At 65.3% G+C, this 19,940-nt stretch carries 19 protein-coding genes and 1 riboswitch; of the genes, 5 read left to right on the top strand and 14 right to left on the bottom strand.

The genetic code is table 11. The features are described from left to right. Positions 1 to 33: 33 nt before the first annotated feature. Positions 34 to 198, bottom strand: a complete 165-nt coding sequence (locus tag OG203_RS05830; protein WP_405164631.1) for a hypothetical protein — start codon at positions 196 to 198, stop codon at positions 34 to 36. A gap of 304 nt (positions 199 to 502) precedes the next feature. Next, positions 503 to 677, bottom strand: a riboswitch (M-box (ykoK) riboswitch). 205 nt (positions 678 to 882) lie between these two features. Here OG203_RS05830 and OG203_RS05825 point away from each other — a divergent pair. The 3 genes from OG203_RS05825 (at position 883) to OG203_RS05815 (ending at position 4,024) form a co-directional block, all read left to right on the top strand. Further along, on the top strand, positions 883 to 1,290 hold the full coding sequence (locus tag OG203_RS05825) for a hypothetical protein (RefSeq protein ID WP_405164630.1): 408 nt from the start codon (positions 883 to 885) through the stop codon (positions 1,288 to 1,290). 79 nt (positions 1,291 to 1,369) lie between these two features. Then, positions 1,370 to 2,860 (top strand): TerD family protein, encoded by a 1,491-nt coding sequence (locus OG203_RS05820; RefSeq protein WP_405164629.1) that lies wholly within the window; start codon positions 1,370 to 1,372, stop codon positions 2,858 to 2,860. Positions 2,861 to 2,950: 90 nt separating this feature from the next. After that, positions 2,951 to 4,024 carry a hypothetical protein gene (locus OG203_RS05815; protein ID WP_405164628.1) on the top strand — a complete coding sequence of 358 codons (1,074 nt, stop codon included), beginning with the start codon at positions 2,951 to 2,953 and terminating at the stop codon, positions 4,022 to 4,024. Between the two features lie 16 nt (positions 4,025 to 4,040). Here the strand turns inward: OG203_RS05815 and OG203_RS05810 are convergent, their stop codons facing one another. The 4 genes from OG203_RS05810 to OG203_RS05795 all read right to left on the bottom strand — a co-directional run bounded on the left by OG203_RS05810 (position 4,041) and on the right by OG203_RS05795 (position 7,719). After that, positions 4,041 to 4,595 (bottom strand): acyl transferase, encoded by a 555-nt coding sequence (locus OG203_RS05810; RefSeq protein ID WP_405164627.1) that lies wholly within the window; start codon positions 4,593 to 4,595, stop codon positions 4,041 to 4,043. A 124-nt stretch (positions 4,596 to 4,719) separates the two neighbouring features. Next, positions 4,720 to 5,889 (bottom strand): alpha/beta hydrolase family protein, encoded by a 1,170-nt coding sequence (locus OG203_RS05805; protein ID WP_405164626.1) that lies wholly within the window; start codon positions 5,887 to 5,889, stop codon positions 4,720 to 4,722. 172 nt (positions 5,890 to 6,061) lie between these two features. Next, the gene (locus OG203_RS05800; RefSeq protein WP_405164625.1) at positions 6,062 to 7,495 is read right to left on the bottom strand and encodes a sodium:solute symporter; all 1,434 of its coding nucleotides are present in this window, start codon (positions 7,493 to 7,495) and stop codon (positions 6,062 to 6,064) included. Beyond that, positions 7,492 to 7,719 (bottom strand): hypothetical protein, encoded by a 228-nt coding sequence (locus OG203_RS05795; RefSeq protein WP_405164624.1) that lies wholly within the window; start codon positions 7,717 to 7,719, stop codon positions 7,492 to 7,494. Before OG203_RS05795 ends, OG203_RS05800 begins: the two co-directional genes overlap by 4 nt. Before the next feature lie 157 nt (positions 7,720 to 7,876). Between OG203_RS05795 and OG203_RS05790 the strand changes: the two genes are divergently transcribed. Further along, positions 7,877 to 9,073, top strand: coding sequence for a helix-turn-helix domain-containing protein (locus OG203_RS05790; protein WP_405164623.1), 1,197 nt, complete (start codon positions 7,877 to 7,879; stop codon positions 9,071 to 9,073). Here the strand turns inward: OG203_RS05790 and OG203_RS05785 are convergent. The 5 genes from OG203_RS05785 to hppD all read right to left on the bottom strand — a co-directional run bounded on the left by OG203_RS05785 (position 9,054) and on the right by hppD (position 15,925). After that, on the bottom strand, positions 9,054 to 10,358 hold the full coding sequence (locus OG203_RS05785; RefSeq protein WP_405164622.1) for a serine hydrolase domain-containing protein: 1,305 nt from the start codon (positions 10,356 to 10,358) through the stop codon (positions 9,054 to 9,056). The two genes, OG203_RS05790 and OG203_RS05785, sit on opposite strands and share 20 nt — an antisense overlap. Before the next feature lie 263 nt (positions 10,359 to 10,621). Further along, positions 10,622 to 12,139, bottom strand: a complete 1,518-nt coding sequence (locus tag OG203_RS05780; protein ID WP_405164621.1) for an AMP-binding protein — start codon at positions 12,137 to 12,139, stop codon at positions 10,622 to 10,624. Between the two features lie 2 nt (positions 12,140 to 12,141). Continuing rightward, the gene (locus OG203_RS05775; protein WP_405164620.1) at positions 12,142 to 13,713 is read right to left on the bottom strand and encodes an aminotransferase class I/II-fold pyridoxal phosphate-dependent enzyme; all 1,572 of its coding nucleotides are present in this window, start codon (positions 13,711 to 13,713) and stop codon (positions 12,142 to 12,144) included. Then, positions 13,710 to 14,819: an alpha-hydroxy acid oxidase gene (locus OG203_RS05770; protein WP_405164619.1), complete on the bottom strand. Its 1,110-nt coding sequence runs from the start codon at positions 14,817 to 14,819 to the stop codon at positions 13,710 to 13,712. The genes OG203_RS05775 and OG203_RS05770 overlap by 4 nt, the downstream gene beginning before the upstream one ends. Positions 14,820 to 14,824: 5 nt before the next feature. Then, complete coding sequence (gene hppD / locus OG203_RS05765) at positions 14,825 to 15,925, bottom strand: 4-hydroxyphenylpyruvate dioxygenase (RefSeq protein WP_405164618.1); 1,101 nt, start codon at positions 15,923 to 15,925, stop codon at positions 14,825 to 14,827. Between the two features lie 308 nt (positions 15,926 to 16,233). On the opposite strand from hppD, the gene OG203_RS05760 reads away from it, so the two are divergent. Next, a complete protein-coding gene (locus OG203_RS05760) occupies positions 16,234 to 16,908 on the top strand; it encodes a hypothetical protein (protein WP_405164617.1) in 675 nt (224 codons plus the stop codon). Positions 16,909 to 16,929: 21 nt separating this feature from the next. On the opposite strand, the gene OG203_RS05755 is transcribed toward OG203_RS05760, so the two are convergent. The 4 genes from OG203_RS05755 to OG203_RS05740 form a co-directional block, all read right to left on the bottom strand. Further along, positions 16,930 to 17,802: a TauD/TfdA dioxygenase family protein gene (locus OG203_RS05755; RefSeq protein ID WP_405164616.1), complete on the bottom strand. Its 873-nt coding sequence runs from the start codon at positions 17,800 to 17,802 to the stop codon at positions 16,930 to 16,932. Between the two features lie 29 nt (positions 17,803 to 17,831). Then, the gene (locus OG203_RS05750; protein ID WP_405164615.1) at positions 17,832 to 18,527 is read right to left on the bottom strand and encodes a hypothetical protein; all 696 of its coding nucleotides are present in this window, start codon (positions 18,525 to 18,527) and stop codon (positions 17,832 to 17,834) included. Continuing rightward, positions 18,490 to 19,530 (bottom strand): GSCFA domain-containing protein, encoded by a 1,041-nt coding sequence (locus OG203_RS05745; RefSeq protein ID WP_405164614.1) that lies wholly within the window; start codon positions 19,528 to 19,530, stop codon positions 18,490 to 18,492. Before OG203_RS05745 ends, OG203_RS05750 begins: the two co-directional genes overlap by 38 nt. Positions 19,531 to 19,631: 101 nt before the next feature. Continuing rightward, positions 19,632 to 19,841, bottom strand: coding sequence for a hypothetical protein (locus tag OG203_RS05740; RefSeq protein ID WP_405164613.1), 210 nt, complete (start codon positions 19,839 to 19,841; stop codon positions 19,632 to 19,634). Positions 19,842 to 19,940 lie beyond the last annotated feature (99 nt).

Genomic DNA, 19,940 nt, shown 5'->3' with positions numbered 1-19,940 from the left:
GCGGCCCTGGAGATTCCATGCGCCGCACGAGGATTACCGGTGGTAGTGGCCGCCGAGTGAGGCGGTATAGATCGCGGCACCGGTGCCCGCCGAGCGCAGGTTGTGGCGCTCCTGCGGGGTCAGGGTGTGGCGGGCCTTGATCCGGCGGGCCGAAGCGCCGAGCGCCGATACGTGACGGGAGAATGCGGTGAACGTCATGACGAGCTCCTCGAGGAAAAGCCAGCCGCCACAACCGATTTCGCGCACGCCGAAGACACCGGAGTACGCGCGTCGACCCGCTCGCAAAGCGAGCAAGTCTAGGACTACTTCGGAGTCAGGCAGTAAATGGGCCGCAGCAAGCTGGGAACGAAACAGATGTCGTATCCGGATTCGGATACGGACTATCGCCGGACTTCATGGTCGTCCCTCACCTCCTTGCTGCTGGGACGCGCGGGGGCGTCGTTACTCATCGCGTCAGACCACGCACAATGATGGGGCGGGAACCAACGCCGAAACAGCGAGGTAGGCACCCCTCTCGTCAGAGCTTCGGCACTGAACGACGTATCCCGCCGGTGGGCGGGAAGCCACTTCGGATTTCCCCTTAATCCGGGGAGATCTGTCCTAACCCTGGGCGTCTCTCGACGTCGTCGGATCAGTGGCCTGTGTTCGAACAGGAGCCTCGCCTAGCGAGGTGCTGACTTGGCAACTCTGGACCCCGATCGGGCGAAAGTCAAATCGAGGCCGGTCGGTTCGCTGTATCCACGGTGAATCGTTGGCGTTCAACAGGTTTCGCGATTGGAGTTTGCTGGCAGGACCGCGTGAGCCGGGCCGGGCAGCTGTCATCGACGCGAAAGATACTGGTACACAGTAGTTCGCTGTTGCTACACCGGACGGAGGCTCACGGTGCGCTCGACGCGTTTTCCGCGCTGGTCGCTATTGTTCTTGGCGGCGCTGGCGTTGTTCGCTGCCGCGCTGGTGGTCGGCTTGCTCGTGAACGGTGTCAACGACCTGACGAGGGCCCCTACCTGCGACGGTGCGGTGATGGGTCAGCTCGACGGGTGTGAGGTGTTGCACGGCGGCGTCCGCGGCGCGGGAGACGTGCAGATCTACTGGCCCGGCGGGCTGATGGGCGGGATCGCTCGCAGCATCCCCGCCGATCGGCACCTGCAGAGCCGAGCCCAGATGCACAGCGACGCCCGCACCGCCGGCATCTTTCAGGTGCTCGCGGGCTCCGCGCTGCTCGTTGCCGCCGCCTTCGTGCCGGGGCGGTTGATCATTCGCCGGTGGCAGCGTTCGCGTTCGGTGGGTTAGGTGGTTTCGCGAGCCTGAGCCTGGGCGCCGGTGTAGTCGTACAGTGGGTACCGAGCGCACGATAAGGGGAGGCCTGGACTTGTCCGCAGCACTGGTCAAGGGGCAGAACGGCCCGCTGCCCGGCAACGAGGTAGTGGTCGCGATTCGATTCGGCGCGGCAGCGGATCTGTCCGCCCTGCTGGTGACCGAGGCGGGCAAGGTTCGCTCCGACGCCGATTTCGTCTTCTTCAACCAGCCGCGCGGACCGGGGGTGCAGCTGCGGCCCGCGCCGTCCGGTCAGCCTGCGGCGCTACAGGTTTCGCTCAACGCGGTACCCGGCGATATCGCCCAGATCCGTGCGGTGATCAGCCTGGACGACACGTCGAGCACCTTCGGCCGGTACCCGGCGCCGACCGCGATCGTGTCCGACCTGAACGGTAATCCGTTGTACGAGTACCGGATCGAGGGTCTGGACAGCGAGACGGTCGTGATCGCCGTCGAACTCTACCGACGAAACAACGCTTGGAAGGTGCGTGCCGTCGGGCAGGGCTACGCCGGCGGATTCGCGGCACTGGTCACCGACCACGGCGTCAGCGTCGATGACGCCCCGGCGCCCCGGCCCGCGCCGATCACGTCCATTCAGCAGGCACCCAACTCTCGGCAACCGACTGCAGCGGCCTCGCCGCCCGCGTCGTATCCACCATCGCCGCCCCCGGCGTACCCGTCGCCGCAGGTATACCCGTCGCCGCCGCCCCAGGCATACCCGTCGTCGGCGCCTCTGGCATACCCGCCGTCGCCGCCCCCGGCGTACCCGTCGCCGCCGCCCCAGGTATACCCGTCGTCGCCGCCTCCGGCATACCCACCGTCGCCGCCCCCGGCGTACCCACCGGCCCCGGTGTCGGGCTTCCCCGCGCAGGGATCGGGCTATCCACCGCCGCTCACACCGGGCCCGCCGCCCGTCCAGCCCGACCAGCGACAGCCCGGCGAGGTCAGCCTGAGCAAGGACCGCCCGGTCACCCTGGAGAAGGGCCAGCGGGTCACCCTGCGCAAGGACGGCGGCGTCGCGCTGAGTTTCATTCGGATGGGTCTGGGCTGGGACCCGGTGAAACGGGGCGGATTGTTCGGCGGCCGAGCTATCAATGTGGATCTCGACGCATCGGTCGTGCTGTTCGCGGGCACCAATCCGGTCGACGCCGTCTACTACGGACAGCTGACCTCCAAGGACGGCTCGATTCGGCACCAGGGCGACAACCTCACCGGCGAGGGCGAGGGCGACGACGAGGTGATCCTGGTCGACCTCACCCGCGTCCCCGCCCATGTCACACTGCTGCTGTTCATCGTCACCTCCTACCAGGGCCACACCTTCGAACAGATCCAGAATGCGTTCTGCCGCTTGGTCGACAACTCCACCGACACCGAACTGGCCCGCTACTCATTGCGCGGCGGCAACATGGCCTTCACCGCCATGGCGATGGCCAAGGTCTTCCGAGTAGGCAACGACTGGAAAATGCAGGCCATCGGCGAGGGCTTCCAAGCCAAACACCCCGGCCAAGCAATCCCCCAACTCGGCCGATTCATCACGACCCGCTGACCACCTCGGTTGCCACGCGCTGTACATCGCAGACAGTGACTGGCACTGTTCGCGTCCGTCGCGGACCGGATCTGTGCCAGGGTGGCTTCCGTGTTCAGTATGGGAACGGCGCGGGTGCGGTGGCGGCCGGAATCGGGGCGGCTGGTGACGGTGATGGCCGTCGGTTTCGGGTTGACCGTGGTGATTACCCGGCTTTATCTGATGGCGTCGGGATATCCGAAGATCGGTGGCAGTACCTATCACATCGCGCATGCGCTGTTCGGTGGTCTGCTGTTGGTCATTGCCTGTCTGATGCTGCTGCTCTCGGCTGGGCGAACCGCGTTGCACACCGCGGCCGTGCTGGCCGGAGTCGGGCTGGGTCTGTTCATCGATGAGGTCGGTAAGTTCATCACGACCGACAACAACTATTTCTTCCCGCTGGCAGCGCCGATTATCTACCTCGCGTTCGTGCTGATTGTGTTGATCGCGCGTTATGCGGCCCGCACCCGCGTGCGGCCGCCGGAGCTGGTCGTTGCCGACATCACCGAGCAGATCGGTCAGCAGATCGGCGCGCGGCTCAGCCCGGAGCGGCGAGCCGGCCTGCTCGCGCAGGTGCAACGGGTGGACCGCGACGCACTCGGACCGGACCTGATCGAACTCTGCGACGCGCTGACCGACTATCTGAACACCGTGCACGACGACGGCCATCCCACGCTGACGACCCGGATCGCCCGCGCCGCAACCCGAGTCGAGGCCGCACTGCTGCCGTTGCCATTGCTGAGGGTCGTGTTGATCGTGGTGATGATCTGTCACGCCATCTGGACTCTGGTACACCTGATCCTGGTCGGCGTGGTGGTCTACGGATGGAAACTGCCCTGGGATCAGCTGGACAGGATGCTGGATGTGTCCCAGCATCACGGATGGAAATCCCTGGTGGGCCTAGGGATTGCGGCGGGCGCCGAACTGTTGGTCGGCATCGGTTACGCGGCCGGATCCGTGGCGTGGCTGCGCGGACGCGACGAACTCGGCACACAGCTCGGCATCTGGTCGAGCATTGTCTCCCTGGCCGTTGTCAACGTGCTCGCGAGCTACTTCAGCCAGTTCCTCACCGTATTCACCGCGATCGCCGAGGCTGTCCTGCTGTGGTTGCTTATCCGCTACCGCACGCGAAAACGCCGCGCGTGAAGGCGGTTTCGCGGATTCAGCTCCACACGCCACTGTCGACGACCCAGATTCCATGGTCGCCACGCGTTGCCGGTTGGGCGAGGTGCAAGGCGACTTTGCTGCCGTCATGATTGGTGATGAAAACGACCACCGGTGCACCGGTTTCGGCTTGGACGTCGGACCAGCCGAATCGCTGCTGCGCGAAGGTCTTTGCGACCTGAACCCGATCCAGTCGCCACGGTTGATGTCCGTTGTCGACTGCTTGCTGTAGATCGCTGGCTTGCTGTGTGGTGAGGCCTTCACCGGTGAACGTCGTCCCGGACGGCGGGTGGGTGTTCGCCGCGGGTTGGGTCGATGTGACCGGTGCCGCTGTCGTGCCCGGTGCCGATGTCGACGGCTGTGTAGGGGCGGACGCCGAGGAGACGGGTGTGTCGCTGACCGTCGTCGAGGCCGGTGATCGGCCGGTGGACGCGGGTGACGACGTACTCGCGCAGCCGCTGAGCACGATGGCGCCGGTGAGAAGGCCGAGGAGTATCACCGCGATCCGCTGGGGCGGTGGGTACAAAGTGCGGTTGGGCGTGGTGATGTGCATGGGTTTCCCCCTCAGTTCGGAACCGGCACCCCGACAGCGGTACTCGACAGACCGCTACCCAGATATCGTGCCGCCCGGAACAGAACGTTAACGGCACGCGCCTCGCCGCGCTGGTTCGTGCGGACTACTTCGCGGCAGCCAGCTCCATGAACCAGTGCACGGCCGCACCGGTACCAGCCTTTCCGGAACCACCGTGATCGACCGGCCCGAGATCGGTGACCGGCGCGTCGACACCGTGTTCGCGCAGCGCGGCTTGGCATTTCGCGCTGTTATCCGTGGCCACGTCGCGATCCTTACTGCCCGTGAACAGACGGACCGGCATCTTCGGTGTCCAGTCACCGCATGTGCTGTCGGCGGTTTGCAGCGCGTCGGAGAATGCGCCGGTCGGGTTGCGCAGCATGTCGATTCCGTGCGGGGTCAGTAGTTCGTCGACATTCTGTGGCAGCGCCTTGACGATGTCTTCGTCGGTATGCGAACCATCGAAGAGTTGGGTGACGATTCCGTCGTAGGGCGCCTTGAACACCTCACTGGGCGACCCGTACAACCCGTGCAGACCCTGCCAGGCCACCAGCAAGTAAGACGCGTAGAAGACACCCGACGTCGGATCCAACGAATTGTTCAGCAGCGCAGGGAATTCAGCGGCCCGCAGGTCGAAAGGCCCACTGATCGCGGCCACCGCGGCACCGTGGAACCACGCGTCGGCACCACCCTGAATCGCCCCCGCCAACGCCATGGAAGCCGGTCCGCCCTGGGAGAACCCGACGATATCGACCTCGTGCCGAAACTGGCGATCGACGCTCCCTGCGTGTGTTCGCGCCGCCCGCAACATATCCAACGACGCCGTGGTCTCGGACGGCACATCCATATACGGATGTGAACCAGGCCCGCGGCCGAGACCGAGGTAATCCGGTGCGACAGCGGCGAACCCGGCCCCGGCGTAGCTGATCGTCGCGGCCAGATCGCCGCTGTCGGCGGCCACCGAGGGCGCGAAAGCCTTTGTCGCCATGGTGCCATGCTGGTATGCCACCACTGTCAGGTCGTGACTGTCGTTGTGCGGCAAGGCAAGTAGCCCGGTCGCGGTCGTCTCCCGGCCCGCCGGATCTACCGTGCGATACTCGAGCGCATACGTGTCGACACCGAATCGCACTGCGCTGGAGTCGAACCCGTCTGCATTGAGTACGCTGGTCACCTCATCGGCGGAGAACGAGCGTAACCGTTCGGCGTGCACGAGTCCGCCACCATCGGAGTCGTCCTTTTGTTGCGGTGCCGAATTCGCGCAACCCGCCGCAAGCATTGACGTTCCGATCAACAGTCCCGCGATCAATCGAATACTCCGCGCCGATCTCGCCCCTGACAAAGTCATGGCAAAAGTTGATCGCCGAGAGCGGGACCTGGTCAATCACCCCGCGGGTTGACACTCGTTCGCCGCCGTCACCCGCGAGTATGAGATCGTCCGTGCCGTCGCCTCACGGCACCTCCACAGGCGCACTGCCCGCCGTCCGTCGAGACACCCGCGTCACCGCCTCGACCAGGACCGCCACCACGATATTGATACCGAGCGCGGGCAGTCCGGTATTCACGTTCGCCAGGTCGACCTTCCAGAACGTCGCCCAGACGACGAACGCCTCACCGACCACGATGCCGCACAGCACCGCCGCCTTGCCGAGCAACGGACGCTCGGCCAGCCCGGCTACCACACCGGGAGCGAATTGGACCAGGCCGCTGAAGGTGATCAGCAGCAGATTGGCAAGCGCATTCGGCCGAGTCAGATCCAAAACCAACGCCAACGCCAGAATGAGCAGGACCGCACCGTGATTGGCGAGGAACTGGACGCGTGGACTGCCGACGCGAATCACGTTGCGCGCCACATTCGATGACATCGCCAGCACCATCGCCGACGCGGGTACCATCGCCGCCGCGGCTCCCGCCACCGCGATCAGGCCGAGCAGCCAGTCGGGCAGGGCCTGCGCCGCCACCGTCAACAGCGCGCTATTGGCCGACGCGTCTTTCGACAGCGCGAGGATGGCGACGAATCCGATGATGATCGGCGGCACCAGCACGATCTGATAGAGCGGAAGCATTATCCAGTTGCGGCGCAAGCTCTTCGGGCTGCGTGCCGACAGCAACGGTGGCCAGAGGGACGGAAAGGTGAAGAACGCGATGCCGATGAGGCTGGCCAGCATGCTGGTGATCCACCACACCTGATCGTTGGGTCCGGCGTGCACCGTCAGCACCGTCGGATGCAGGCGCGCCACTTCGTGGAACGCGGGCCCGATCCCGCCCGCGACGTGCAGCGGCACCGCGACCGCGACGATCGCGACCGCGACGAGCATCAGCACATCCTTCAGATACGAGGTGGCAGCGGTGCCGCGAATACCGGCCCGGAGCACGAAGGCCGCCGTGAGCACGGTTCCGACGACCATGCCCCAGGTGCCGGAACCGCTGTCGTGCGTGACCAATTCGATGATCAGTCCGAGCCCGGTGATCTGCAGTTGCAGATACGGCAGCATGAAGATCACCGAGGAGATCGCGACCAGCGTGCCCAACACCTTGCTGTCGTAGCGTTCCTCGTAGAAGTCGGCTTGCGTGAGATAACCGTGCTGACGCCCGAGCCGCCACAGCCTCGGCCCGATGAAATACCAGACGATGCAGGCCAGCGCGACGTATGGGACGGCGTAGGTGACGGCGACGCCGCCGGTGAACGCCAGGCCGGCCAGGCCGAGGAAGGTGAAGGTGGTGAAGGTCTCGCCCGCCTGCAGAAACCACATGGTGACCGCGCCGAAACGTCGTCCGGCAACGGACCATTCGGCGAGGTCGACGGCGGCCGTGCGGCTGCCGAGGGAACCGACCGCGGCGATGACCACCATGCCCGCGAGCGCGACGACCAGCGCGGTATTCACGACGATTCCTCCCCCGACTCGTCGTCCAGGCGGCGGGTGCGTCGCCACTCGATGGCCGCGAGGGTCGGCACGATCGCCAGCGCCCAGAGCGTGGTCCACACCAACATCGCGGGGAGACCGAACCAGAGCCGGTCGGTGTTGACGAACGGCAGCCAGGGCGTGGCCACCAGCGCTGCCGTCGGTATCGATGGCAGCAATACGAGCAAGTCCCGGTTACCGTGCACCGACGGCCTCCCAGGTGGCAGGGCGGATCGGCATCTCCCGAAGGCTACGCGAAACTCGGTGTCACAAAACCGGTTTCGCGGTTTCCGGGTTGCGCTGACGCCCTGCTCTAGATTGCTGGCCGGGCCCGCTCGGCTGGTTGTGGGGGATACTCGGGGGATGGGGCAAGCGCTGCGAGAGTTGGATCCGCGGGCGTCGGCCGCGGCGACGTTCGGTGCGGAACTGCGCGCGCGCCGACTGGCGCGCGGACGCTCGCTTCGCGAACTGGGACAGCTTGTCCTGGTCAGCGGCGAGTTGTTGGCGAAGGTCGAGAAGGCGCAGCGGCGTCCGCGCCCGGACTTGGTGCAACGGTTGGATGCCGTGCTTGATACGCGGGGCGAGCTCGAGCGGTTGGCCGCGCCGTTGTTCGTCGCCGCGGCTCGACCGGCGATCGATCGGCCGCGGTTGTCTCCGGGTAACGCGGAGCTCGAGTTACGACGGGTGATCGACGAGGTGCGCGCGGTCGATCACACGCTGGCGGCGGATCGGCTCGCCGAGCTCATGGCATTCGCCGAAGCGGCTGCCGCGGTGGACGGTTCGGGGCTGTCGGCGCCGGTGAAGACGTCGCTGCGGCGCACGCTGGCCGAAGCTGAACAGCTCGCCGGGTGGATGCTGTTCGATCGCGGCGATCAGCCGGGCGCTGAGCGGATGTTCGCCCGCGCCAAGAGCGCGGCCCAGCTCGCCGGCGCCGCGGATCTCGTCGCGTATGTGCTCGGCCCGAGCGCGGCGTACTCCAGTATCTGGTGCGGTAATCCCGAGTTGGGTGCCGAGCGCGCGTACGGATCGTTGGCGTGGGCCCGGCGCAGCGGCAACCGGAGGTTGACGGCGTTCGCGGCCGCGGTGGCGGCACGCGCGCACGCCCGGCTGGGTGAGGACGACCTGTGTCGCCGGATGCTCGACGAGTCGGAATCGGAGTTGAACCGGCACGTGGCAGACGGATCCGACCCGGTCTGGCTGTCGGTGTTCGACGACGCGACCCTGGCGGGGTATCGGGGGTTGTGTCTGATGGACCTCGGCGAACCTCGGGCGGCGATCACGGCGCTATGGCAGGAAGAAGTGGCCAGTCCGCCGCAATACGTGCGCAATCGCATCATCTGGCGGCTCGAGAGTGCCCAGGCGCATCTGCGGCTCGGTGAACTCGAATCCGCCGGTGCCGCCATCGAGAAAGCACTCGACTACGCCGGGCCCGGCGCGATCACCCCGAGGGTGGTGCGCGTGTTCCATGGCGTCGATCTGCGTTTGCGAACGAGTCGGAGTAGCCGGGAGCTGGCCGTCACGCGGGAACGGTTATCCGGTTTCATCGTGGCGAACGAGTGAAGGGGTAAGTGGCCCAGCGTAATTCGGTTCCCGCCGCGGTGTGGATGACGGTCAGGCGTTCGCCTCGGTAGCGACCTTCGACCGCCCGGTAGCGATCCGGAGCCTCGGTGATGAAGCGGGAGTCACTGTTATCCGGATCCGAGGCAAGGTGGGCGTGCAGGCCGTCGTGGCGCCAGCTGAACACGTGCTCGTCGGCTTCGGACCACCAGCGGCCGAGGATCTCGCGGATCTCCTCGGGACACGGCGGTGCCGGTTTCCACGCCGGTGCGACCGGCGGGTGCGCGGCGGTCGCTTGGTCGGCGATGTCGGCGACGAGATCGGACAGGGTGATGCCGCGCGTGGCGTTGGTGCACGCGGCGACCACGATGCCGGACTCTCGATCGGTGGCCAATGCCGCATGAAATCCGGGCATGCCCCCGAGATGACCGGCCAGTATGTGGTCGGTGCGGCGATCGAGGATCAGTCCCAGTCCCCATCCCTGGGTCCACGTCTTGGTGTCGACCATGACCTGCAAGGTGTGCATCGCGTCAACGACCGATGTGGGCACGACATCGGGTTCGGCGCCGATGAGCGCGTTGCCCCAGCGCAACAGATCGGTTGGGGTGGACCATAATTGGCCGATGGCGGCGGCCGCCGCCATGTCCATGACCGGTTCACGGTGGTAGGCGTCGATGAAGGGGTCGATGCGATAGCCGACCACCGCGTCCGGCGGTGGCGTCCAGGTCGTTCGGCTCAAACCCAGTGGTGCCAGCAGTGTTTCGCTGATCAACTCGGCGCAGCGACGGCCGGTGATGTGTTCGATGACCGCGCCGATCGCGGCGTAGCCGAGATTGGAGTACTGCCAGCGCTGTCCGGGCTCGGCCACCATGTCCACGCGGGTGAACGCCTCGCGGAGTTCGGGTTCGGACGGTCCTCGCATCGACTCCCACATGTCGACGGGGACCTCGCGTTGCAGGCCACCGCAGTGGGCAAGCAGCATGCGCAGCGGTACCTGTCCGAACGAGCTCCCGGAAAGGTAATGCCCGACCGGCGCGTCCAGGTCGAGGCGCCGCTCACCGACGAGCCGCAGCGCCATGGCCGCGGTGAAGGTCTTGGTGATGGAGCCGATGCGGTACACGCTGTCGCGGCTCGCGAGGATGCCGTGCTCGACATCGGCGAAACCCGTTGCGGCCGCGGCGAGGACGACATCGTGGCGCGCCACGGCCACCGTCAGGCTCGGCAGGCGGTGCGCGCCTTGCAGCTGGGTGACACGGTCGGTGAGCGTCTTTTCGAGTTCGGCGTCCATAACCCCTCCGTTCGTCACCAGCATCCCACGCCCCGCGCAGGTAACGATGCGTACAGATTCCGTTGTACGCATCAGCCGTCTTCTGTCGCGGCGATGTTGCGACGACCCTGAATAGCAGCACCCGGCACCGGTCGGCAATGTTGCCGGTCCGCGCCGGGTGTGGCCCGGCCGGTCGCCTTATTCGCGGAACAGCACTCCCGGCCGGTACACCGATGTGAACTTACTCGGAGGGGTGATATCGGCGTACCGGCCCGGAGGTGGCCTCACCGCGCCATCGTCCGGAGTTGATATCGAGCGAGCTTTCCGGTCGAGGTGGTCGGTAGTGCGTCGACCATCTCAATTCTGCTGGGGCGCTTGAACGGTGCCAATTCGGCGCGCATGGCGGCCAGCACCGCGTGGCGCACTACTGCGGCATCCGCGTCCTTGGATACGACATAGGCGATTGCCTCATCGAGGCCGTCCTCGGTAAGACTGGCAACGACGGCGCAGTCGGCTACGTCACGGACACCGTGTATGACGTTTTCTATTTCAGCGGGTGCGACCTTGTGACCGCCGAGATTCAGCATGTCGTCCGTCCTGGCCAGATAGTGGACCGAGCCGTCGCTGGAGATCAGTGCGATATCGCCGGTGTAGACGCCGCCATCGGTGAACGTTTTCCGTTCGGCCGCTGGCCGATTCAGATATCCTGCGGCAACGGTTGGCCCCGCGATGTGCAATCGCCCCTCGATGCCGTCCGCAAGCACCTGTCCGTCATCGTCGCGGACCGTAGCGACCGCACCGGGCACCGCGAAACCTGTTGTACCGGGTTCTGAACGGTCGGAGGTGGCGATCACGATGTGCAGCGCCTCGGTCGCGCCGAGGCCGTTGACAACGGGGATGCCGAGTAGCCGCTCGGTCGATTCGATCAATTCCCCGGGGCAGCGCTCTCCAGCCGTCACGGCTATCCGCAAACGGTGATCGGTCATCTCCCCATTGCCGAGGATGCGGGGCAATGACGCGTAGATCCGCGGCACCGAACAAAGCACGGTAGGCCGATGGGCGCGGACGGCGCTCGCTACGACGTAGGGGTCGATGCCGCCACGAAGAAGGACCGTGCACGCACCCGCCTGCAATGGCAGCAGTACCGAGTTGCCGAAGCCGTAGCCGAATGACAGTTTGGCCGTCGACAGCACGGTGTCCGCCGGAGTGAGCGCGAGAATCCGTCCGAACCCGGACGACACTTCCAGCAATGCCGCGGCCGAATGGCGAACTCCCTTCGCGACGCCCGTGCTCCCTGATGTGTACTGCACCAACGCTTCCTGGCTCGACACCCATTGCGTCCTGGCTGGCACCTGCCCCAGTTCGGGTACCTTTGCGAAGTCCTCCAGAACGAGCGTGCTGTCGAACTGTTCGATCTCCGACAGTAATGTCGCGAGGCCTGCCCGTTTCGCCGACGGGACGTCGAGGTACGTACCTGCCGCGCCACTGTCCTCGGCAATGAAGCCTATTTCCTTCTCGGTCAAGGACGGGCTGATCGGCACCGGAATACAGCCACACCACCACATTCCGACAATCGCGGCGATAGCTGCTGCCGAATCGTCGGCGATCACGAGACATCGCGACCCGGAACGGATGCCCTGATCCGTCAGCCGAGCGGCGAACATTCCTGCCGCATAGTAGAGCTGGTGATACGTCACCTGTCCGATGTCAGGATCGATGTATGAAATTCGGTCCCCATTGCCAGCAGCGACATGCTTACCGACGAAGGATTCGACAAGATCTACTTCCCGCAACGCCGACATCGCTACCGATCCCCGGCGAATGAGTTCACAACGCGGGTCGCGTCGCCGAGGCTCATGATCGACGCCGACTGGTCGACATCGAGCTCGATGTCGAACTCCTTCTCGATCTTCAACAGTATTTCCGCTTTGTCGAGCGAGTTCGCGGCCAGGTCGTCATACAGATCCGCGCCGTCATCGATACCGGCGTCATCGATCTCCAGCACCGTGGAAATTATGCCGCGTACTCTGCTTGCCGTATCAGGATCATTCGGCGAAGACATAGTGGAGTCCTTCCCATCGGTGACAGTGTTCGAGGTCTGCTCGTGCACCATGGCGGCCAGCCGGTCCAGACCGATATCGATCTGCTCCGGGGTGAGCGAGCTGCACGACAACCGCAACTGGTTGAGGGCCACGTCGCGAGCGTAGAAGTGGCACATGGGCGTCCACAGCACACCGTGGTGCGCGGCGGACCGCTCGAGGAGTTCGTCGTCGACCGGAAATCCGACATCCATTACCACGAAAAAGCCGCCCCGCGGGATGTTCCAGCGCACCCGGGAATCGGCGAACCGAGCAGTCAAGCCGTCGAGCAGGTAGTGCAGGTTGCGGCGGTATACCTTGATTTCCGCCGCATTGGCCCGAATCATGCTGCAGTCGTGTTCGAGCAGTTTTCCGCCGATGATCGCCTGAGCGATCGGTGAGGTGTTCACCGTGAGCATGCTCTTGATCTTGGCGAGCTGATCGGCGAATATCCCCGCGGGCTGCCCGCCATCGGTCACCGGCTGATCGGCGACGACGAAACCTATCCGAGCGCCGGGAAGCCCTGTCTTGGCAAAGGATCCGAGATAGACAACCTGGTTCCGGCTATCCAATGCCTTGAGGGTTGGTACGTGCGCGTCATCGGTCGCGTGGAACAGGCCGTACGGATTGTCTTCCAGCACAAGCAGATCCATCTGCTCTGCGCGATCAAGCAGTTCTCGGCGGGTCGCCGGATCGAGGCTGATTCCACTGGGATTGGAGAAATCGGGAACCAGATACAGCGCTCTCGGGCGTAGACCGGCCCGTTTCGCTGCGTTCACCTGGGCGGTCAGATCATCGAGATCGATACCGTGCTCGCCACTGGCTACCGGTAGCACCGGCAGATCGACCAGCCGTGCCGCGCCGGTGAATCCGACATAGGTCGGCGAGACCGCCAGCACCACGTCCCGCTCGTCGGTGCGCAGCGCACGCAGTACCAAGACCATGGCCTCTTGGCAGCCGACCGTGACGACGATCGACTCAGGATCGATGTCGATACCCTCATCCAGCCGCAGCTGCTCGGTGATCAGTTCGTGCACAATGCCTTTGGTTCGCCCGTACTGGAACAGCGTCTGACGAATCCGTGCCTCGGAGTAGCCGCGGCGCTCCCGCAGGTAGCGGCAGTAGGTGTCGAGATAGCGTGGCACAGCGTCGATCTCGAACAATCCCTCGAAGGGGCGCCCGGGCGCGAAGGACACGGCATCAGGGAAACGATTGGCTATCTCGTTGAGGAAGTTCATCGTTTCCAACGAGGGATCGGTCAACGCCGGGTGCAGGTCGTCGAGACGGAGTTCGGTCATCGCGACATCACCCCCTTCTCGGCATGACTCGGCTTGGCATGTCTCAGCGCGGCCGCCGCGACGAGATCGGGACATCCGGTGAGCCGCATCGCGGTGTGCAACTCCGCCCGCAGCATCGACAGCGTCGCGCTGACGCCGGTCTCCGCGCCGACGGCGAGCCCCCACAGCACCGGCCTGCCGAGCAGCACCGCGCTGGCGCCGAGTGCCAGCGCCCGCAGAACATCGATCCCGCCGCGAATCCCGCTGTCCAGCAACACAGTGCAGTGGTCACCCACCGCCGCACGGATGTCGGGCAGTGCGTCGATGCTCGGGATCGCGCCGTCGAGTTGGCGGCCGCCGTGATTGGACACGACGATCGCATCGACGCCGTGTTCAACCGCCAGTGCGGCGTCGCGTGGGTCGAGCAGCCCCTTGAGCACGATCGGCAGCCGGGTGTTCGCGCGAAGCCATTCCAGATTCGCCCAGTTCAGCCCGGGATCGAACAGTTCGCTGGTATGTGTTGCCACCGCGGAGGCGTCAGCTGACCTGGTCTGCGCCAGACTAGTGGCCGCCTCCGGCAGCTGGACGGCTCTGATGTCGGCGGGCAGGGCGAAGCCGTTGCGGATGTCACGGAGTCGGCGTCCCATCTCCGGTACGTCGACGGTGAGTATCAACGCCGAGCATCCGGCGTTTTCCGCGCGGTGCACCAGATCGAGCATCAGGGCGCGATCACGCAGCCAGTAGAGCTGGAACCAGGTATCGGCGCCGGTATCGGTAATCTGCTCCACCGCGACGGTGCTCAGTGTTGTTACGGTGAACGGGATTCCGGCTGCCGCGGCCGCGCGTGCGGTGGCCAGCTCGCCGTCGGGGTGCAGCAGTCGCTGGTAGGCCATGGGTGCCACGGCGACCGGCATGGTCAGTTCGCGCCCGAACAGCGTTGTGCCGCAGTTCGGTTCGGCGACATCGACAAGGACGCGGGGCACCAGGTGTACTGCGTCGAAGGCCGCTCGGTTGGCCGCGAGCGTCAGCTCATCGCCGCTGCCGCCCGCGATGAAGTCCCAGAGGTGCACTGGCAGTTGCTGTTCGGCCGATCGCCCGAGGTCGGCGATCGAATGTATCGAGGCCATCGCGGTCATAGGGCTGGTGCGCCATGGTTCGCGTGGTCGAGTTCGACGGCCGTGTACAACGCCTTGATGTTGCCGCTACCGAATGTTCGTGCTCCCCGGCGCTGGATGATCTCGGAGAAGTAGGTACCGCGCGGGTGCGTGGAGCGGGTGAAGATCTGGAAGAGCTGGCCATCGTGATCCTCGTCGACCAGGATGTCCAACGCCTGCAATTCGGACACGGTGTAGGTGTCCAGCTCCAGGCGGTCCACCAGAAGTGTGTAGTACGTGGCCGGGGTGTTCAGGCAGGCAACACCGCGATCACGCAGTGCGGCAACGGAAGCCACGATGTTGTCGGTGCTGAACGCGAGATGCTGGACGCCGGGTCCGCCGTGGTCGCGCAGGAAGCCGTTGATCTGTCCCGGTGCGGTCGCGCCGTCGGGCTCGACGATCACCAAAGTCACGGTGTCGGACTCGTTTTGTACCACGGTCGACAGCATCGCCTGCTCGCCGATGACGACGCGCTCCTCGTAGATCGCGTGGAAACCGAGTACCTGCCGGTAGAACTCGACGGTGGGTTCGAGTTGGCCGGACTCCACGCACACGGCAATATGATCCAGCGCCGACAGTCCGGTGTTCGCATCGGCGCGACCGGAGGTCGGGGCAGGTCGCAGACCCGGGGGCATGCGGTGTGCGCCGTGCGGATCACGCTGGACGAAGGTGTGCACCACATCGCCGAACGTGCCGATACTCGCGGTCACCGTGCCGGTGTCGCGCCGCACCGCAGGCTCCCGCACCGGGCGGGCGCCGCGCGCGACGGCGGCATCGAACGCGGCGTCGACATCGGAGGTGGCCAGCGCGATATCGGCGATACCGTTGCCGTGCTCGGCGACGTATCCGGTGGCCGGGTGGTGACCGGTATATCCCTCGGTCAGCACGACGGCGATACTGCCCTGGCGCAATTCCACCGAACCGCTATCCGCGGCGGTAAGTGCGGGATCGGTTATTCCAGCCACCGTAAACCCATAGCCATCAACCAGTTTCGCGGTCTCTGCGGTGAGATCGTCCACATAGAATTCGACATGATTTACCGCCAGCTCGGTCAGGGCCACGGGCAACTTGCCGTTCATCGCGTATCTCCTTGCAGTGGTGCGGATGTCAGCGCAGAGCAGATTCCTGACCTCGCCGTCGTCGAACGTGGTGATGGTCGGCCCATGCTATGTGATCAAAGCCGATTCCGGCTGGTCGGTCCGAATCCGGCATCGGTGGCCGGAAGCTGGGCAAACACCATGTCGCCCAACAAAAGTGATGTTTATGTGATGTTCTGATTACACACCGAATGACAGCTGACTGATCTCGGAGTGACAGTTTCGCCGACGACGTCGAAAACCGTTGATAAGCACTATGATCAATGGCTCCTACGGAGGAGGTGGCATACGTGACCGCTGATGACTGGCTGCGCCATGTGATCGAGATAGTCTGCGAAGGACTTGATTTCGCCGAGGCGCAGCAGTGGCGACGGCGGATCGACGCGGAGTTGCTACGGTCAACTGGGACGAAAACCCTTTCGGTGGTGCACGACTGGCACTCGCACTCGCTCGGTCCGATGTTGATCGAGGCGAGCGCGCGGTGGGCAGAGTCGGCGCAAGCGCAGGAAGCATTGCGGACGTTGCACACTCGGGCATCGGCCGGTGAGCCGATCGCCGAAACCGAGTGGGCTGGCGCGCTCGAACCCGCGCTGCGGCAGATCTACCGGCATGCCTACCCCTATGCGCAGGCGTACACCGCCGCGTCGGCAGACGCGAGTTCCTATGCCACAGCGCACGGTTACGCCGAGGCGGAGGCAACGCGGTTCGGCGACAGTTATGCCGAAATGCACACCGATGCCAATGCCCGCGTCTATGCCGAGGCGAATGCGGCCGCGAATGCCATGGCGACCGCGGCCGCGTTCGCGGCCGGTGATGTGCACGCCTACGCCGCGACCTACCCGTTCGCCCGGATCCGTGCCATCGTCCTGGCCTGCGCCGGAGACGACGCGGCACGATTGTCGACCATGTGGAACCGGGTGGGTGCCGGGCTGTCCGACAGCCTCGCGCGCGCGGACTGTCACTGACCGGCTCACCCGGATCCGGCGTCAACCCTTCAGCGGACCACCATTGATCGCCACCCGCTGGCCGTAACGGGTATGCGGATAGTAGTCGTAGGTCGCGTGATGCTGGACGCAGCGGTTGTCCCAGAACACCAGGGTGTTCGGGTACCAGCGGACGCGGCAACTCAGCAGGGCCCGGTCCGGCACCATCCGGAACAGCATGTCCAGTACCGCCCGGCTCTCCTCACGGGAGAGCTGCGGGATGGACTCGGTGTAGCCCTGATTGACGTAGAGGACCTTGCGGTCGGTCTCCGGATGCCGCACCACCAGCGGATGTTCGTTGCGCGGAATGACATAACCCGGCGGTGCGACGAAGTCCTTCAACGCGACGTGTCCGTCGTGGATGGCGGTCAGGTCGTCGAGAAACTCGCGCATGGCCGGTGAGAGCATCTCGTAGGCAAGATGCATGTTCGCGAACATGGTGTCACCGCCGCTGACGGTTTCCGGGACGCGCGTCAGATAGAGCATCGATCCGAGCGCGGGCTCGGGGTTGTCGGTGCCGTCGGCATGCCAGCCGTTGCCGGCCACATTCTCCGCCTTGACGTCGGTGGCGATCTCCAGGATGTACGGATCACCCTCGGGCGGCGGCGGATTCACCGGCCGCAGCTCACCGAAGTAGCCGGCGAAGCGCTTGTGATCGGTGGCCGAGATGATCTGATCGCGGAAGACCAGCACATGATGATCGAGGAACGCGGTCTTGACTTCCTGGAGCTGCTCCTCCGAAAGTTCCTGTGCCAGATCAACACCGGAGATCTGCGCGCCGATGATCGGGGTCAGAGTGTCGACCTCGATGGTGCGGTAGTCCCTCGGGGGTCTGGTGGTGATGCGTTCGATGGCATCGAATTCGTACTGCTGCACAGATTCCTCCTGATGGGGGATGGTTGGGTTTACAGTCCTCGGTTCAGTAACTCGCGCAACACGATTCGGCCCCACGCCAGGTTGCCGTGGATCTCGTCGTCGGCCTGGCACAGCTCGCGGCGCTGGAAACCGCTCGCGTCGGTGATGCGGGCGCGGAGGTCGACCACCTCGATACCGAGGGCGGCGACCGCGCGGCGGATGGTTTCCTGAGCGGCCAGGAATACCGCCGGATCGGACAAGGGTGGCACCCGTTGCGGCGGCAGCACCGCGAGCACCCGCAGCCCGAGGGCGCTGGTGTGCCGGTAGAAGGCGAGCGCGTCGCGGACCACGGCCGTGACGATGGCGTCGAACAGCGCACTGCCCAGGAACTCTGGCTCGAACGCGTTGTCGCGCAACCGATACAGCGCCCAGTTCTCGGTGGTTGCCACGAAATGCGCGGCGAACCCGAAGGTCGTCACCAACGGCACGGTCAACTCGCCGAGTGTGGCAATACCCAGCTCGTCGAGGAACTTTCGGTAGTACTGCTCGGCCTTGGGCTTGCCGAAGACGACATCGTCGGCGCGGGGTTCGAAGAAGTCGTCGGTGAATTCGCGCCCGGCGCCGATCGGGCCGCCGAGGAACGGAATTCGGGCGGCCGCCGCGGCCCGGCCGATCGGCCCGGCATGCGAATCCCCGAGCAGCAGAAACCTAGCGGGGGCTGTAGTAGTCGAGTACGGCGTCGTCACAAACGTCTCCTCCCGTCAGCTCTGCGCGGGTTCGAGTGAGCTGTGGTTCGACGGCCCGGCCGGTGAGGGCGGACAGGAGATGGCCCATGACGAAGTCGACGCCCGCCGGAGTCACCGCGCGCAGATTCGGCGCGTAGAACGCGCTGCGGAACGGCGCGCCGGTGATCAGCTCGTAGGACGGGAAATAGTCGATGTCGGCGCATTCCCGAGCGGCCTGCCCGGTTACCGCGCGGAGCAGGGATTTGGTGTGCGCGTTGGCGACGAGCACGTGCTCGCCGGTCGCGGTGGCGGTGATCGGTTGCGGCGATACGGTCAGCAGTATCCGCAGCCCCGGATTTGCCGCGCGGGCCAGCGCGACAGCCTCGGTCAGATCGGTGTACACCTCGCCAAAAGTGCTGTTGTGGAAGACATGTCGCTGCGGATCGAAGGTGCCACGCACGGTGCCAGGACAGGCCGGATAGGTGGTGTCGTGGATAGCGTCGCGCCAGGTCTCGGTCAGCCCGAGGGTGATGATGAAGCAGCTGGCCGTGGTGACCGCGGCGCGGATCGCGGTGAGGGTGGTGGCCCGCGCGTCGAGCATCTGCTGCGCTGAGGCGTATCCGTCGGCTTGAACGGCGGGCCGGTACGGATCGTAGAACCGGCCGTCGGCCTGCCAGGCATCCGGCGGCGGCACCGAATGCTCGAACGCCCAGGACAGCCACTGCCGCAGCACGGCGGCGGTGTAGATATTGCCGGTGCGGAACGAGAATTCGCCGTAGTGGCCGGTCCGGCGCTGCTCGGCGGTCAGTCCAGGGGGCGCCGGTTCGGCATCGAACCAGTTCATTCCGTGCTCGATCAGGGCAGAGCCGAGCCGGGCAGCGAAACAGGAACCGGCGGTGATGATCGGATCATCTTGGCCGAGTGCGAATTTCGGTGCCCAGACTTCCTCGATGGCGGATATGTCGGGCTCGGCGACGGCGGGCCGCCAGAATGCGCGAACCGGCAGAGATCGATAGGGATTCATGGTTCTCCGATCGTCGCGTTGCTGGCCGCGGTCGCGATGTGTACCTATGGCCAACGCGACGGCACGGCCTGTCATGGTTCCGTCGAACCGCAATCGTCGTATCAGGCGGGCATGCCTTCGATTACGAGATAGTTCGGGGACTGTGGGATGGGATCTATGGCACCGAGTTTCAGTCCGGCCGCCTCGAACAGCCGCTGATAGTCCTCGATCGTGCGCTCCCGGCCGGTGAGCATCATGAACTGGATATCGGTCATGGCCGCCGCCAGATAGGCGGGCGCTTTGGCGCGCAGCGCGCTCGCGGTGTCGAACACGGTGCCGCGTAGGCCAGGGTTCGCGGCGAGGATCGCAATTCGGTACCCATAGCGGTCAGCTCGAAGCGATCACCGTCGAGGTGGCGCACGAACCCCAGC

The organism is Nocardia sp. NBC_01499 (assembly GCF_045040275.1).
Lineage (GTDB): Bacteria > Actinomycetota > Actinomycetes > Mycobacteriales > Mycobacteriaceae > Nocardia.
This window is presented reverse-complemented; position numbering and strand designations above follow the sequence as displayed.

Bases quoted from the DNA above. Each gene is read 5' to 3' on its own strand.
- OG203_RS05830 (WP_405164631.1), bottom strand. From the start codon at position 198: ATGACGTTCACCGCATTCTCCCGTCACGTATCGGCGCTCGGCGCTTCG.
- OG203_RS05810 (WP_405164627.1), bottom strand. From the start codon at position 4,595: ATGCACATCACCACGCCCAACCGCACTTTGTACCCACCGCCCCAGCGG.
- OG203_RS05805 (WP_405164626.1), bottom strand. From the start codon at position 5,889: ATGCTTGCGGCGGGTTGCGCGAATTCGGCACCGCAACAAAAGGACGAC.
- OG203_RS05790 (WP_405164623.1), top strand. From the start codon at position 7,877: ATGGGGCAAGCGCTGCGAGAGTTGGATCCGCGGGCGTCGGCCGCGGCG.
- OG203_RS05785 (WP_405164622.1), bottom strand. From the start codon at position 10,358: ATGGACGCCGAACTCGAAAAGACGCTCACCGACCGTGTCACCCAGCTG.
- OG203_RS05780 (WP_405164621.1), bottom strand. From the start codon at position 12,139: ATGTCGGCGTTGCGGGAAGTAGATCTTGTCGAATCCTTCGTCGGTAAG.
- OG203_RS05775 (WP_405164620.1), bottom strand. From the start codon at position 13,713: ATGACCGAACTCCGTCTCGACGACCTGCACCCGGCGTTGACCGATCCC.
- OG203_RS05770 (WP_405164619.1), bottom strand. From the start codon at position 14,819: ATGGCCTCGATACATTCGATCGCCGACCTCGGGCGATCGGCCGAACAG.
- hppD (WP_405164618.1), bottom strand. From the start codon at position 15,925: ATGAACGGCAAGTTGCCCGTGGCCCTGACCGAGCTGGCGGTAAATCAT.
- OG203_RS05745 (WP_405164614.1), bottom strand. From the start codon at position 19,530: ATGAATCCCTATCGATCTCTGCCGGTTCGCGCATTCTGGCGGCCCGCC.